Genomic DNA, 12,123 nt, shown 5'->3' on the forward strand with positions numbered 1-12,123 from the left:
GCGGGCGGGGCGGAGGGCGCTACCCCTTATCCTGCCCGGTGCGGGGAAGGGATCGTTCGCGAAGCGAATGGGGGGCTTCCGCAAACGTCGCAGTTGCGGAAGCCCCTTCGTCACCGCATCCCGGCTACCTCCCCGCGCTGGGGAACTAACTTTAACGGCTATTCCGCCGCTTCTTCCCAGTCATGCGTCTCTTCCGCGGGCAGGCGGATGAGGTGGTCGAAGGCGGCGAGCGCTGCGGTCGAGCCGGCGCCCATCGCGATGACGATCTGCTTGAACGGCACCGTCGTCGCGTCGCCGGCGGCGAAGATGCCGGGCTGCGAGGTGTGGCCGCGATCGTCGATCTCGATCTCGCCGCGCGGGCTGAGCGCCACCGTGCCGGCGAGCCACTCGGTGTTGGGCACCAGCCCGATCTGCACGAAGATGCCGGCGAGCTCGACCCGGTGCATCGTGCCGTGGGTGCGGTCGCGATAGGAGAGCGCGGTGACCTTGTCGCCGTCGCCATGCACTTCGGTGGTCAGCGCCGAGGTGATGACGGTGACGTTGGGCAGGCTGGCGAGCTTGCGCTGGAGCACGGCATCGGCGCGGAGCAGGCTGTCATATTCGATCAGCGTGACGTGCGCGACGATTCCGGCGAGGTCGATCGCCGCCTCGACGCCGGAATTGCCGCCGCCGATCACCGCGACGCGCTTGCCCTTGAACAGCGGTCCGTCGCAATGCGGGCAATAAGCGACGCCCTTGTTCTTATACGCATCCTCGCCCGGCACGTTCATCTGCCGCCAGCGCGCGCCGGTCGACAGGATGATCGTGCGCGCCTTGAGCGAGGCGCCATTGTCGAGCGTCAGCTCGTGCAGTCCGCCGGCCGAGGCGGGGACGAGCTTGCTCGCGCGCTGCAGGTTGATGATGTCGACATCATATTCGCGGACGTGGCGTTCGAGGTCGGCGACCAGCTTGGGACCTTCGGTATGCGGTACCGAGACGAGATTCTCGATCGCCATCGTGTCGGCGACCTGCCCGCCGAACCGTTCGGCGAGGATGCCGGTGCGGATGCCCTTGCGCGCGGTATAGATCGCCGCCGCCGCGCCGGCCGGGCCGCCACCGACGACAAGCACGTCGAACGGCTCCTTGGCGGCGATCGTCTCGGCGGCGCGCGCCGAGGCGCCGGTGTCGAGCTTGGCGACGATCTGCTCGAGCTCCATGCGGCCCTGACCGAAGACCTCGCCGTTGAGGAAGACGGTGGGCACCGCCATCACCTTGCGGGTGGCGACCTCGTCCTGGAACAGCGCGCCGTCGATCGCGGTATGCGTGACGCGCGGGTTGAGCACCGCCATCAGGTTGAGCGCCTGCACCACGTCCGGGCAATTGGCGCAGGACAGCGAGAAATAGGTCTCGAAGTGATAGTCGCCGTCGAGCGCGCGCACCTGATCGAGCAGCGCGGGCGCCGCCTTGGACGGATGACCGCCGACCTGGAGCAGCGCGAGCACCAGCGAGGTGAACTCATGCCCCATTGGCAGGCCCGCGAAGCGCACGCCGATATCGGTGCCGGTGCGGCGGATCAGGAAGCTCGGGCGGCGCGCATCGTCGCCCTCGGCGGTGGTGATCTGGTCGGAGAGCGCGGCGATCTCGTCGATCAACTCGCGCATCTGCCGCGACTTGGCGTCGTCGCCCAGGCTCGCGACCAGTTCGATGGGCTCGCGGATGTTGACCAGATAGGCCTTCAGCTGCTGCGTCAGATTGGCGTCGAGCATGGGGGACTCCGAAACAATGGGTCTTCAGAAACAAGCGGCCCGGGGCGGAGGGAACCACCCCGGGCCGCGATCACCTGCCACGGGGAGAGGCAGGGATAGGTTTAGATCTTGCCGACGAGGTCGAGGCTGGGGGCGAGCGTCTCTTCACCCTCTTCCCACTTCGCCGGGCAGACCTCGCCCGGATGCGCGGCGATGTACTGCGCGGCCTTGATCTTGCGGAGCAGCTCGGCGGCGTTGCGGCCGACGCCTTCCGACGTGACCTCGATCAGCTGGATCACGCCCTCGGGATCGATCACGAAGGTGCCGCGGTCGGCCAGACCCTGGCCTTCGCGCAGGATCTCGAAATTGTTGCTGATCGTGTGGTTCTGATCGCCCAGCATGTAATAGTTGATCTTGCCGATCGCCGGCGAGCTGTCATGCCAAGCCTTGTGGCTGAAGTGCGTGTCGGTCGAAACGCTGAACACTTCGACGCCCATCTTCTGCAACGTCGGATAGACGTCGGCGAGGTCTTCAAGCTCGGTCGGGCAGACGAAGGTGAAGTCGGCCGGATAGAAGAAGAAGACCGCCCACTTGCCGAGCACGTCGGCGTCGCTGACGCTGACGAACTTGCCTTCCTTATAGGCCTGGGTGGTGAACGGCTTCAGTTTGCTGCCGATAAGGGCCATGTCGGGTCTCCGGTGTGAATGACGTGAACCGGATATAGGGCGGCTTGCCGCAGTGCAAAATCAATCTGTTCGCTCGTGCTGATCGAACTGGACGATCAGTGGCGGAAAGCCATGCTTTTTGCGCGTTTTAAAGGTGCTGCACCTGCGCCGTCATCCCTTCGCAACTGCGGCGTAAATCGACCAGGCGCTGGTCAAGGTCAGCAGCACGCCGACCAGCGCCATCAGCCCGCGGGTCGGCACGCGCTTGGCGAGGACGCCGCCGATCGGCGCAGCGACGAGGCCGCCGATCAGGATGCCGAGCGTATGCAGCGTGAACGCCGACCAGCCGAGCGCGATGAAGAAGGTGACCGAGGCGGTCGCGGTGAGGAAGAATTCGGCGGTATTGACGGTGCCGATCGTATGCCGCGGCGTCGCGCCCTGGATCAGCAGGTTGGAGGTGACGACCGGCCCCCAGCCGCCGCCGCCCGCCGCGTCGAGGAAGCCGCCGACCAGGCCGAGCGGCGCGATGACGCGGGGCTTGCGCGGCTCGATCCGGCCCCGGATCGCGCGGAACAGCAGATAGAGGCCGATACAGGCGAGATAGGCCATGACGAACGGCTTGGCGACGGAGGCGTCGATCGTGCTGAGCAAAGTCGCGCCGAGGATTGCGCCGATCACGCCGGGGATGACGAGCTTGCGGAACAGCTTCCAGTCGACGTTGCGATGCGCGACGTGGCTGATCCCCGACGCGGCGGTGGTGAAGGTCTCGACCGCATGGACGCTGGCGGAGGCGACCGCGGGCGGCACGCCCATCACCGTGACGAGCAGGGTCGAATTGATCACGCCGAACGCCATGCCGAGCGCCCCGTCGACGACCTGCGCCGCAAAGCCGATCGCGACGAACGGCAGGATCTGCGACCAGTCGAGGGTGCTGACATAATCGAGCATCGGCAGACATCTTTCCGGTGGATCGGGGGACGGGACGGCGGGACAATATGCTGTCCTGCACGCGGAGGCGATTGCCTACAAGAAAGCTAGGCTTTGTCGCCCCCCAAAGCGCTGCGTGCGCTTATGGCAATTCGGCGATGGACCGATTACATCAACGCGTCTGCAAGGAGACGTTGGCGCATGTTGCGACGCTTGGCCGCCTATCTGGATTCGATCAAGGCGCGCGATCCCGCCCCCCATTCGCGTGCCGAAATCCTGCTTTACCCCGGCGTCTGGGCGCTCGGGCTGCACCGGATCGCGCATGCGCTGTACCGGCGCCGGCTGTTCTTCTTCGCGCGGCTGGTCAACCATATCGCCCGCGCCTGGACCGCGATCGACATCCATCCCGGCGCGACGATCGGGCGTAACTTCTTCATCGACCACGGCTTCGTCGTCATCGGCGAGACCGCGCACATCGGCGACGACGTCACCATCTACCAATGCGTCACACTCGGCGGGACGAGCCCCGACAATGGTGTCGCGGGCAAGCGGCATCCGACGCTGTCGGACGGCGTCATCATCGGGTCCGGCGCGCAGGTGCTCGGGCCGATCCTGGTCGGCGAGCGCGCGCGGGTCGGCGCCAATGCGGTGGTGACGCGCGACGTGCCCGAGGGCGCGGTGATGGTCGGCATCCCGGCGCGGGCGACGATGGTCGACGGCGGCGCCGCGCAGCCGCCGCGCTTCGTCCCGTACGGTACGCCGTGCAGCGAGGTGTTCGACCCGGCGACGCAGAAGATGGAGATGATGCGGTGCGAGCTGGAGGCGATGCGCAAGCGGCTCGATGCGCTGCTCGGCGAATCCGTGCCCGAAGCGGAGCGTGATCGCGCCTGATGGGTATCGTCACCCCGTTCCCGCATGCCGGCAAACCGTCGCAGGTCGGCTTCGATCGCATCGAATTGTCACGCATCCTCGACCTCTACGGACGGATGGTCGCGGCGGGGCATTGGAAGGATTATGCGATGGAGCTGGGCAAGGACGCCGCGGTCTTCGCCGCCTTCCGCCGCGCCGCCGAACGTCCCGAATTCCGCATCGAGAAGCGCCCCGCCTTGCGCCAGCGGCAGGGGATGTGGGCCTTGATCGGCGAGCAGGGCAATGTGCTCAAGCGTGGCCACGAACTGGGTCCGGTGCTCGCGCCGGTCGAGCGGCGGCTGATGAAGCTGGTCGAATAGCCGGGACGGCGCGACGCCGGTCACGCGACCGGCGGCAGGCGGCGGCGTGTCCCGTCCGGCAGGCGGGTGACGACCGCTCGGCGCATCGTCTGCCAGAAGGCGGAGAGGCTGAGCAGCGCCGAGCCGATCACGAAGGCGGTGAGCGCCGCGCTGAGCTCGATCGCGCCGGCGGTCCGGAACAGCGCGTAGAGCGCCGCCAGCACATAGGCGAGACCCGACACGAGCAGGGCGCGCCGGTCGACCGCCAGCGCGATCACCGCAAAGCCGATGTAGAGCGCCAGCACGACCACCGCCATGCCGACGCCGATGTCGCCGCGGAACACGCCGAGCAGCTGGAACACCGAATGCGCGATCATCGGCGCGGCGGTGAGATGCAGCCAGAAGGCGACGTCGGAGCGGCGGGTCTTGCGTTCGGTATCGCTCATGTCCCAGCGCATCGCGACCGCGAAGACGATCAGCCCGCCGATCAGCAGCAGCGGCCAGCGTGCCCGATCGATACCGGGGACGGCGGCGAGAAGCAGTGCGATCGCGGTGCCGACCAGCGCCGCCGCCCCCGCCGCGACGGTGATCGGCACCATGAAGCGCCGCCAGTGCAGCCAGGCTGCCGCCGCCATCGCCAGGCTCGCCGCCGCCATGCCTAGCGCCCCGGCGCGATCGGTCAGGTTCGGCAGCACGGCGCTGAGCAGGCCAAGGATCGTCCAGCCGATTCCACCGACGAAGCTGCCGAGCAGCAGGATGCTCGGTAAGGCCATCCGCCGCTGCCGGGTGAAATATTCGGCCAGCCCCCAGGACGCGGCGGCGAGCAGGACGCCGCCGCCGAACGCCGCGACCGTCTGGCCGATCTGGCCGAGCGCGACGAGCAGCAGCACCAAGGCGATGGTGACGAAGATGTCGTTGAAGCCGGTCAGCAGCCGGAAATGCTCTTCGTCCACCGCCGGGCTGGCCTGACGCGCGGCGACATAGTCGCGCAGCGCCGCGGCTGCCTGCGGGGTGATCGCGCCTGCCCCGACCGCGCCGTCGATATCGCTTTCGCTGTACATGCCGTTCCCCCGTTATCCGCGCGAGGGTAGCGGACGTGTATTGCAGATTCAATACACCTCAGGATGGCAGCAGCGCGGCGATCGACATCGCCTGTTCGGCGCCGGATCGGGGGACGATCTCGCCGCTGCGGTCGACGATCGCGTCCCAATGCGCGGCGACGCCCTCGGGGCTGAGATCGTCGCCGCTGAGCAGCATGCCCGGCGTCAGCGTGATATAGGCGGCCTGGAACGCGCCGGCGCCGGCGCCGAGGATGACGTTGGTCGGCGCGTCCTCGCCGACCAGATAAAGCGCGCCGGGCGCGACCTTTTCGGGAGCGAAGGCGGCGAAGGCGGCCTCCGGGAACAGATCCTCGGTCATCCGCGTGCCCGCGGTCGGCGCGATCGTGTTGACGCGGATATCGTGACGCGCGCCCTCGATGGCGAGCGTCCGGGTCAGTCCGGCGATGCCGAGCTTGGCCGCGCCGTAATTCGCCTGACCGAAATTGCCGAACAGGCCGCTCGACGAACTGGTCATCAGCACCCGGCCGTAATTCTGCTCGCGGAACGTATCCCAGCACGCCTTGGTGGTGAGCGCGGTGCCGAGCAGGTGGACGCGGACGACGAAGGCGAAATCCTCCGGCGTCATCTTGGCGAAGGTCTTGTCGCGCAGCACGCCGGCATTGTTGATGAGGATATGGACGCCGCCCCACCGCGCCTTGGCCTCGGCGACCATCGCCGCCATCTGCTCGTAATCGGCGACGTCGCCGCCATTGGCGATCGCCTCGCCGCCCGCGGCGCGGATCTCCTCGACCACAGCCAGCGCCGCATCCGACTGGCCGGTGCCGTCTCGCGCGCCGCCGAGGTCGTTGACCACGACCTTCGCGCCGCGCGCGGCCAGGTCGAGCGCATAATGACGGCCGAGGCCGCCGCCGGCACCGGTGACGATGGCGACGCGGCCGTCGAAGCGGATCGAGGACATGGAAAAGGCGCTCCCGCACGAAGGTTGGAGCGCCTTGTCCTAAAGATCAGGTTTCAGATGGCAACCGGTCGATCCGGCTGCCGTGGCTTACTTGCCGCCGCGCTGCATACACTGGTCATACTGACCCTTCTTGCAGATCGGATATTTGGCGAGCGGCGCCGGGGCCGGGAAGGCCTGATCGGGGGTCGGCGCGGGGCGGAACACCGGGGTGACGCCGGCGCCCGGCGTGCCGCCGCTGATCGCCGAGCCGCTCGGGGCATAGCCGCCCGCCGGGGTCGATCCGCCGGTGGTGGCGGGGGCGGGCATGCTCGCCTGCGGGGTCGGTGCCGGAGCCGCGGCGGGATCGGCCGGCGCCGGGGCGGCGGCGGGGTCGGCGGGCGCGGTGGCCGGATCGGCGGGCATGGTCTGGCCGTCGGTCGGTGCGGGCGTCGTCTGCGCCATGACCGGGGCGGCGAGCAACGCCGTGGCGGCCAGCAGGATGAATTTCATCGCAAGATCTCCTCTTCGAATCTCATGCGTCACTATCTGTCAACGCCTGCGCTGAACGTCCCAATGCGGCCTTTTCTCCATCGTTTCGCGGGCGATTCTATCTGGTCGGCGGATCGGTCGCGTGCCCGAGCCGTCATGACGTCGCATCCGCTCCGAGCCCGGGCTCCGGAGCGGACGCGGCGGGAGGCCTTTGCCTTAGGCTCCTGAATCGAGCGAATAGCCCGCCGAGCGGACGGTGCGGATCAGGTCGGGGCGGTTGCCGATGTTGATCGCCTTGCGCAGCCGGCGGATATGGACGTCGACGGTGCGGCTCTCGATGTCGCTGTCATGGCCCCAGACCGCGTCGAGCAGCCGTTCGCGGCTGAACACCCAGCCGGGATGTTCGAGGAAATGCTTGAGCAGCCTGAATTCGGTCGGCCCGAGCGGCACCACCTCACCCGAACGGCGCACCTTGTGGCCGACCGTATCCATCTCGATGTCGTCATAGGTCAGTGCCTCGCCGGCGAGCGCCGGGCGGACGCGGCGCAGCACCGCGCTGACGCGGGCGACGAGCTCGCGCGGGGAAAAGGGCTTGGTGACGTAATCGTCCGCGCCGGTTTCCAGCCCGCGGATCCGGTCCTCCTCCTCGCCGCGCGCGGTGAGCATGATGATCGGCACGTTCTGCGTCTCGGTCATCCGGCGCAGGCGGCGGCAGACCTCGATCCCCGACAGGCCTTCGACCATCCAGTCGAGCAGCACGATATCGGGCGCCTTCTCCTTGGCGAGCAGCAAGGCCTCCTCGCCGTCGGCGGTGTGCGCGACGTCGAAATCCTCGCGCTTGAAATGATAGATCAGGAGTTCGGCGAGGGCGGCATCGTCCTCGACCAGCAACATGGAAGCGCGGGCCATCTGGGTTCAGTCCTTGTCCGGGCCGCCGCGGTCGCGGTCGGCCATCTGGGTGCCGGTTGCAGCGAAATAGACCATTTCGGCGACGTTGGTCGCGTGGTCGCCGATCCTCTCCAGGTTCTTGGCGACGAACAGCAGGTGGGCGACCTGGCTGATCGTGCGCGGATTCTCGACCATGTAGGTGACGAGGGTGCGGAAGATGCTGTCGTAGAAGTCGTCGAGCGCGGCATCGCTCTGCACGACGCGCACCGCCGCCTCGGCATCGCGCGCGGCGAAGGCGTCGAGTGCGTGGCGCACCATGTCGCTCGCCATCCGCGCCATCGACGGCAGCAGCGAAATCGGCTCGATGCGATGCTCGCCTTCGATTAACGGCACGCGCTTGGCGATGTTCTTGGCGTAGTCGCCGATCCGTTCGACCACCGCGGCGATCTTGAGCGCGGCGACGACCTCGCGCAGGTCGACCGCCATCGGTGCGCGCAGCGCGATGATGCGGACCGCGAGCCGCTCGACCTCCGCCTCGATCGCGTCGATTGCCTTGTCGTCGGCGCGCACCCGTGCGGCGAGCGCGGGATCGGGGCGGGCGAGCGCCTGCATCGCCTGCGCGATCGCATCCTCGGCAAGACCGCCCATCTGCGAGATCATGCCCCGCAGCTGGCCGATGTCGGCGTCGAACGCCTTGACGGTATGGTCCAATGGCATGTCCGTGTCCTCAGCCGTAGCGACCGGTGATGTAATCGCGGGTGCGCTCCTCCCGCGGATTGGTGAAGATGTCGCTGGTCGCCCCGAATTCGACCAGCCGGCCGAGATGGAAGAAGGCGGTGTTCTGCGAGACGCGCGCCGCCTGCTGCATGTTGTGCGTAACGATGACGATCGCGTAGCGGCCCTTGAGCTCGTGGATCAGCTCCTCGATCCGCGCGGTGGCGATCGGATCGAGCGCGCTGCACGGTTCGTCCATCAGGATCACCTCGGGGTCGACGGCGATCGCGCGGGCGATGCACAGCCGCTGCTGCTGGCCGCCCGACAGTGCGGTGCCGCTGTCCGACAGCCGGTCCTTGACCTCGTCCCACAGGCCGGCGCGCAGCAGCGACTGTTCGACCAGCGCGTCGAGATCGGCGCGCGCGGTGGCGAGGCCGTGGATGCGCGGGCCGTAGGCGACGTTCTCGTAGATCGATTTGGGGAAGGGATTGGGCTTCTGGAACACCATGCCGACGCGCGCGCGCAGCTGCACCACGTCCATGCCGCTCGCATAGATATCCTCGCCGTCGAGCAGGATCTCGCCGGTGACACGGGCGGAGGCGACGGTGTCGTTCATCCGGTTGAGCGTGCGCAGGAAGGTCGACTTGCCGCAGCCCGACGGGCCGATGAAGGCGAGCACGGTATCGCGGTCGACGTCGATCGAGACGTGATCGATCGCCTGTTTGGCGCCGTAGAAGACGCTGACGTCGCGGGCGGAAATCTTGGGGGTCACCAGCGGGTCTCGAACCGGTTGCGGAGGTAGATGGCGATGCCGTTCATCGCCAGCAGCACGACGAGCAGCACGATGATCGCGGCGCTGGTCTTTTCGATGAAGCCACGGTCGATATCGTCGGACCACAGGAAGATCTGCACCGGCAGCACCGTCGCCGGATCGGTCAGCCGGCCCGGCGGCGAGGCGATGAAGGCGCGCATGCCGATCATCAGCAGCGGCGCGGTTTCGCCGAGCGCGCGCGCCATGCCGATGATCGTGCCGGTGAGGATGCCGGGCAGCGCCAGCGGCAGGACGTGATCGAACACCACCTGCACCGGCGACGCCCCGACCGCGAGCGCGGCGTCGCGGATCGACGGCGGCACCGCCTTGATCGCGTTGCGCCCGCTGATGACGATCACCGGCATCGTCATCAGCGCGAGGGTCAGGCCGCCTACCAGGGGCGCCGAGCGCGGCAGGTGGAAGGTGCCGAGGAAAACAGCGAGGCCGAGCAGGCCGAAGATGATCGACGGCACAGCGGCGAGATTGTTGATCGACACCTCGATCAGGTCGGTCCAGCGGTTGCGCGGCGCATATTCCTCCAGATAGAGCGCGGCGAGCACGCCGATCGGGAAGGCGAGCGCCAGCGTCACCGCCATCGTCAGCAGCGATCCCTTGAGCGCCCCCCAGATGCCGACCCGCGTCGGATCGGTCGAATCGGCGGCGGTGAGGAAACCGCCGCTCCAGCCGATGCCGAGCAGCCCGCGTGCGTCGAGCGTCGCCACCATCGCCTCCGCCGCCGGCGTGCCGTCGTGCTTGGCGGCGACGTCGATCGCGCTGGCGGCAGGGACGGCGATGGTGAAGCGGCGGTGGAGCAGGGCGGGATCGCGCTTGATCGCGTTGCGCACCACCAGCCACGCACCATCCGAGATCAGCGCATCGCCGCCCGGCCCGAGCGTCCGCACCGCGGCGCGATCGACCAGCGCGTCGAGCCCCGCGCCGGCGAGCGCGAGATCGGCGCCGCGGCCGCGCAGCTGCGCGGGCGTCACCGGCAGCGGTGCGGTGGCGAGATCGATCGGCAGCGTGATGCGCGTCTGGCGGAATCCGCTCGTCCCCTGCCACACCATGCTGGCGAGCAGCCAGGCGAGGAACGCGGCCGACAGCCATACGGCAGCGAGCCCGGCGAGGCGGAAGCGCCGCTCGGCGGCATAGCGCCGCCGCGTCCGGCGGGCGACCGCCGCCGCGGTCCAGTCGGTGGGCTGGCGCGGGTTATTCATACGCCTCCCGATAGCGTTTGACGACGCTGAGCGCGACGACGTTGAGCGCCAGCGTGATGACGAACAGCGTCAGGCCCAGCGCGAAGGCGGCGAGCGTCTTGGCGCTGTCGAACTCCGCCTCGCCGGTCAGCAGGTCGACGATCTGCTTGGTGACGGTGGTGGTGCTGGCGAAGGGATTGGCGGTCAGCGTCGCTACACCGCTCGCCGCCATCACGACGATCATCGTCTCGCCGATCGCGCGGCTGACCGCGAGCAGGATGCCGCCGACGACGCCGGGCAGCGCGGCGGGCAGGATGACGCGGCGGATCGTCTCCGACGGGGTCGCGCCCATCGCCAGGCTGCCGTCGCGCATCGCGGCCGGCACCGCGGCGATCGAATCATCGGCCATCGACGACACGAAGGGGATGATCATGATCCCCATCACCGCGCCCGCGGCGAGCGCGCTTTCCGACGAGGCATTGGCGATGCCGAGCGCGACGCCGATTTCGCGCACCGCCGGCGCGACGGTGAGCGCGGCGAAATAGCCGTAGACGACGGTCGGCACGCCGGCGAGCATCTCGATCATCGGCTTGAGCCAGGCGCGCGTCGCGGCATGGGCATATTGGGTCAGGTAGATGGCGCTCATCAGCCCGAACGGGATCGCCACCGCCATCGCGATCACCGCACCGATGAAGAAGGTGCCCCAGAACAGCGGCACCGCGCCGAGGCTCGCGCCCGGATCGCGCGGGTCGATCACCTGCGGGCTCCAGTGCGTGCCGAACAGGAAATCGCCGATCGGCACGATGCGGAAGAAGCGGCTCGATTCGTAGAGCAGGGAGGCGACGATGCCGACGGTGGTGAGGATCGCGATCAGCGACGCGGCGAGCAGCAGCAGCATGACGACGCGCTCGACCTGCGTGCGCGCGGCGAAATCGGGGCGGACGCGGGTGAAGGCGAGGCCGCCGCCGGCGAAGGCGAGCAGCAGCGCCACCGCGGTGGCGATCCAGTCGTAGCGGGTCTGCGCGGCGGCATAGGCGGGGGCAAGCTGCGCGGCGAGATCGTGGAACGCGCCATGGCTGCGCCCGGCGCCGAGCGCGCGCGCCTCCGACAGGATCGACGCGCGCTCGAAGCCGGGCGGCGGCAGCGCGGCGGCGGCGGGGGTGGCGAGCACCGTGTCGGTGACCAGCGCCGGTGCGGTCAGGCTCCACACCGCGAGGAAGATGAGCGGCGGCACCAGTGCGCAGATTGCGACGAAATAGCCGTAATGGACGGGCAATGCGGTGAAGCGCGCATGGCCCGGCGGCCGGAACGTCGCCGCGCGCATCCGCGCCGCCAGCCAGCCGATCAGCGCGAGCCCGAAGACGATGATCGCGAGCGCGAGCGGGGTCATCGCGCGGCCCCCGACGCAAGCGCGCCCATGCCCGCGCTCGCGCACGACGGCGGACTTACCCACCGCCCCGCCCCGGTGGAGGCCGGGGCCCGGTTGGACAACCGTCGTCGTCTTCC

General features: G+C 68.7%; 13 protein-coding genes. 2 read left to right on the forward strand and 11 right to left on the reverse strand.

Going from position 1 to position 12,123, the window contains the following annotated elements:
• Window positions 1-158 precede the first annotated feature (158 nt).
• The 3 genes from ahpF to PBN85_RS03785 all read right to left on the reverse strand — a co-directional run bounded on the left by ahpF (window position 159) and on the right by PBN85_RS03785 (window position 3,337).
• The gene (gene ahpF, locus PBN85_RS03775; protein WP_271300199.1) at window positions 159-1,745 is read right to left on the reverse strand and encodes an alkyl hydroperoxide reductase subunit F; all 1,587 of its coding nucleotides are present in this window, start codon (window positions 1,743-1,745) and stop codon (window positions 159-161) included.
• Between the two features lie 101 nt (window positions 1,746-1,846).
• Window positions 1,847-2,410: an alkyl hydroperoxide reductase subunit C gene (gene ahpC, locus PBN85_RS03780; protein ID WP_037534948.1), complete on the reverse strand. Its 564-nt coding sequence runs from the start codon at window positions 2,408-2,410 to the stop codon at window positions 1,847-1,849.
• 150 nt (window positions 2,411-2,560) lie between these two features.
• Window positions 2,561-3,337, reverse strand: a complete 777-nt coding sequence (locus tag PBN85_RS03785) for a sulfite exporter TauE/SafE family protein (protein WP_271300200.1) — start codon at window positions 3,335-3,337, stop codon at window positions 2,561-2,563.
• A gap of 180 nt (window positions 3,338-3,517) precedes the next feature.
• Here PBN85_RS03785 and epsC point away from each other — a divergent pair, with 180 nt between their 5' ends.
• Both epsC and PBN85_RS03795 read left to right on the forward strand, forming a co-directional pair.
• Window positions 3,518-4,207, forward strand: a complete 690-nt coding sequence (epsC, locus tag PBN85_RS03790) for a serine O-acetyltransferase EpsC (protein ID WP_037534950.1) — start codon at window positions 3,518-3,520, stop codon at window positions 4,205-4,207.
• A complete protein-coding gene (locus tag PBN85_RS03795; RefSeq protein WP_037534951.1) occupies window positions 4,207-4,545 on the forward strand; it encodes a DUF2794 domain-containing protein in 339 nt (112 codons plus the stop codon). Before epsC ends, PBN85_RS03795 begins: the two co-directional genes overlap by 1 nt.
• Window positions 4,546-4,565: 20 nt before the next feature.
• On the opposite strand, the gene PBN85_RS03800 is transcribed toward PBN85_RS03795, so the two are convergent.
• The 8 genes from PBN85_RS03800 to pstC all read right to left on the reverse strand — a co-directional run bounded on the left by PBN85_RS03800 (window position 4,566) and on the right by pstC (window position 12,007).
• Window positions 4,566-5,585 carry a hypothetical protein gene (locus PBN85_RS03800; RefSeq protein WP_271300201.1) on the reverse strand — a complete coding sequence of 340 codons (1,020 nt, stop codon included), beginning with the start codon at window positions 5,583-5,585 and terminating at the stop codon, window positions 4,566-4,568.
• 58 nt (window positions 5,586-5,643) lie between these two features.
• Window positions 5,644-6,543: an SDR family NAD(P)-dependent oxidoreductase gene (locus PBN85_RS03805; protein ID WP_271300202.1), complete on the reverse strand. Its 900-nt coding sequence runs from the start codon at window positions 6,541-6,543 to the stop codon at window positions 5,644-5,646.
• Between the two features lie 87 nt (window positions 6,544-6,630).
• On the reverse strand, window positions 6,631-7,032 hold the full coding sequence (locus tag PBN85_RS03810; RefSeq protein WP_271300203.1) for a hypothetical protein: 402 nt from the start codon (window positions 7,030-7,032) through the stop codon (window positions 6,631-6,633).
• A 195-nt stretch (window positions 7,033-7,227) separates the two neighbouring features.
• Window positions 7,228-7,920: a phosphate regulon transcriptional regulator PhoB gene (gene phoB / locus PBN85_RS03815; protein ID WP_037534719.1), complete on the reverse strand. Its 693-nt coding sequence runs from the start codon at window positions 7,918-7,920 to the stop codon at window positions 7,228-7,230.
• Window positions 7,921-7,926: 6 nt separating this feature from the next.
• The gene (phoU, locus tag PBN85_RS03820; RefSeq protein ID WP_037534717.1) at window positions 7,927-8,616 is read right to left on the reverse strand and encodes a phosphate signaling complex protein PhoU; all 690 of its coding nucleotides are present in this window, start codon (window positions 8,614-8,616) and stop codon (window positions 7,927-7,929) included.
• 10 nt (window positions 8,617-8,626) lie between these two features.
• On the reverse strand, window positions 8,627-9,388 hold the full coding sequence (gene pstB, locus PBN85_RS03825) for a phosphate ABC transporter ATP-binding protein PstB (RefSeq protein WP_443026779.1): 762 nt from the start codon (window positions 9,386-9,388) through the stop codon (window positions 8,627-8,629).
• Window positions 9,382-10,638, reverse strand: a complete 1,257-nt coding sequence (gene pstA, locus PBN85_RS03830) for a phosphate ABC transporter permease PstA (protein ID WP_271300204.1) — start codon at window positions 10,636-10,638, stop codon at window positions 9,382-9,384. The genes pstB and pstA overlap by 7 nt, the downstream gene beginning before the upstream one ends.
• Window positions 10,631-12,007, reverse strand: a complete 1,377-nt coding sequence (gene pstC, locus PBN85_RS03835; protein ID WP_271300205.1) for a phosphate ABC transporter permease subunit PstC — start codon at window positions 12,005-12,007, stop codon at window positions 10,631-10,633. Before pstC ends, pstA begins: the two co-directional genes overlap by 8 nt.
• Between the last annotated feature and the right edge of the window lie 116 nt (window positions 12,008-12,123).

Origin of the sequence: Sphingomonas sp. CV7422 (assembly GCF_027945725.1) — a bacterium.
GTDB classification, from domain to species: domain Bacteria; phylum Pseudomonadota; class Alphaproteobacteria; order Sphingomonadales; family Sphingomonadaceae; genus Sphingomonas; species Sphingomonas kyungheensis.

Bases quoted from the DNA above. Each gene is read 5' to 3' on its own strand.
- ahpF (WP_271300199.1), bottom strand. From the start codon at position 1,745: ATGCTCGACGCCAATCTGACGCAGCAGCTGAAGGCCTATCTGGTCAAC.
- ahpC (WP_037534948.1), bottom strand. From the start codon at position 2,410: ATGGCCCTTATCGGCAGCAAACTGAAGCCGTTCACCACCCAGGCCTAT.
- PBN85_RS03785 (WP_271300200.1), bottom strand. From the start codon at position 3,337: ATGCTCGATTATGTCAGCACCCTCGACTGGTCGCAGATCCTGCCGTTC.
- epsC (WP_037534950.1), top strand. From the start codon at position 3,518: ATGTTGCGACGCTTGGCCGCCTATCTGGATTCGATCAAGGCGCGCGAT.
- PBN85_RS03795 (WP_037534951.1), top strand. From the start codon at position 4,207: ATGGGTATCGTCACCCCGTTCCCGCATGCCGGCAAACCGTCGCAGGTC.
- PBN85_RS03800 (WP_271300201.1), bottom strand. From the start codon at position 5,585: ATGTACAGCGAAAGCGATATCGACGGCGCGGTCGGGGCAGGCGCGATC.
- PBN85_RS03805 (WP_271300202.1), bottom strand. From the start codon at position 6,543: ATGTCCTCGATCCGCTTCGACGGCCGCGTCGCCATCGTCACCGGTGCC.
- PBN85_RS03810 (WP_271300203.1), bottom strand. From the start codon at position 7,032: ATGAAATTCATCCTGCTGGCCGCCACGGCGTTGCTCGCCGCCCCGGTC.
- phoB (WP_037534719.1), bottom strand. From the start codon at position 7,920: ATGGCCCGCGCTTCCATGTTGCTGGTCGAGGACGATGCCGCCCTCGCC.
- phoU (WP_037534717.1), bottom strand. From the start codon at position 8,616: ATGCCATTGGACCATACCGTCAAGGCGTTCGACGCCGACATCGGCCAG.
- pstA (WP_271300204.1), bottom strand. From the start codon at position 10,638: ATGAATAACCCGCGCCAGCCCACCGACTGGACCGCGGCGGCGGTCGCC.
- pstC (WP_271300205.1), bottom strand. From the start codon at position 12,007: ATGACCCCGCTCGCGCTCGCGATCATCGTCTTCGGGCTCGCGCTGATC.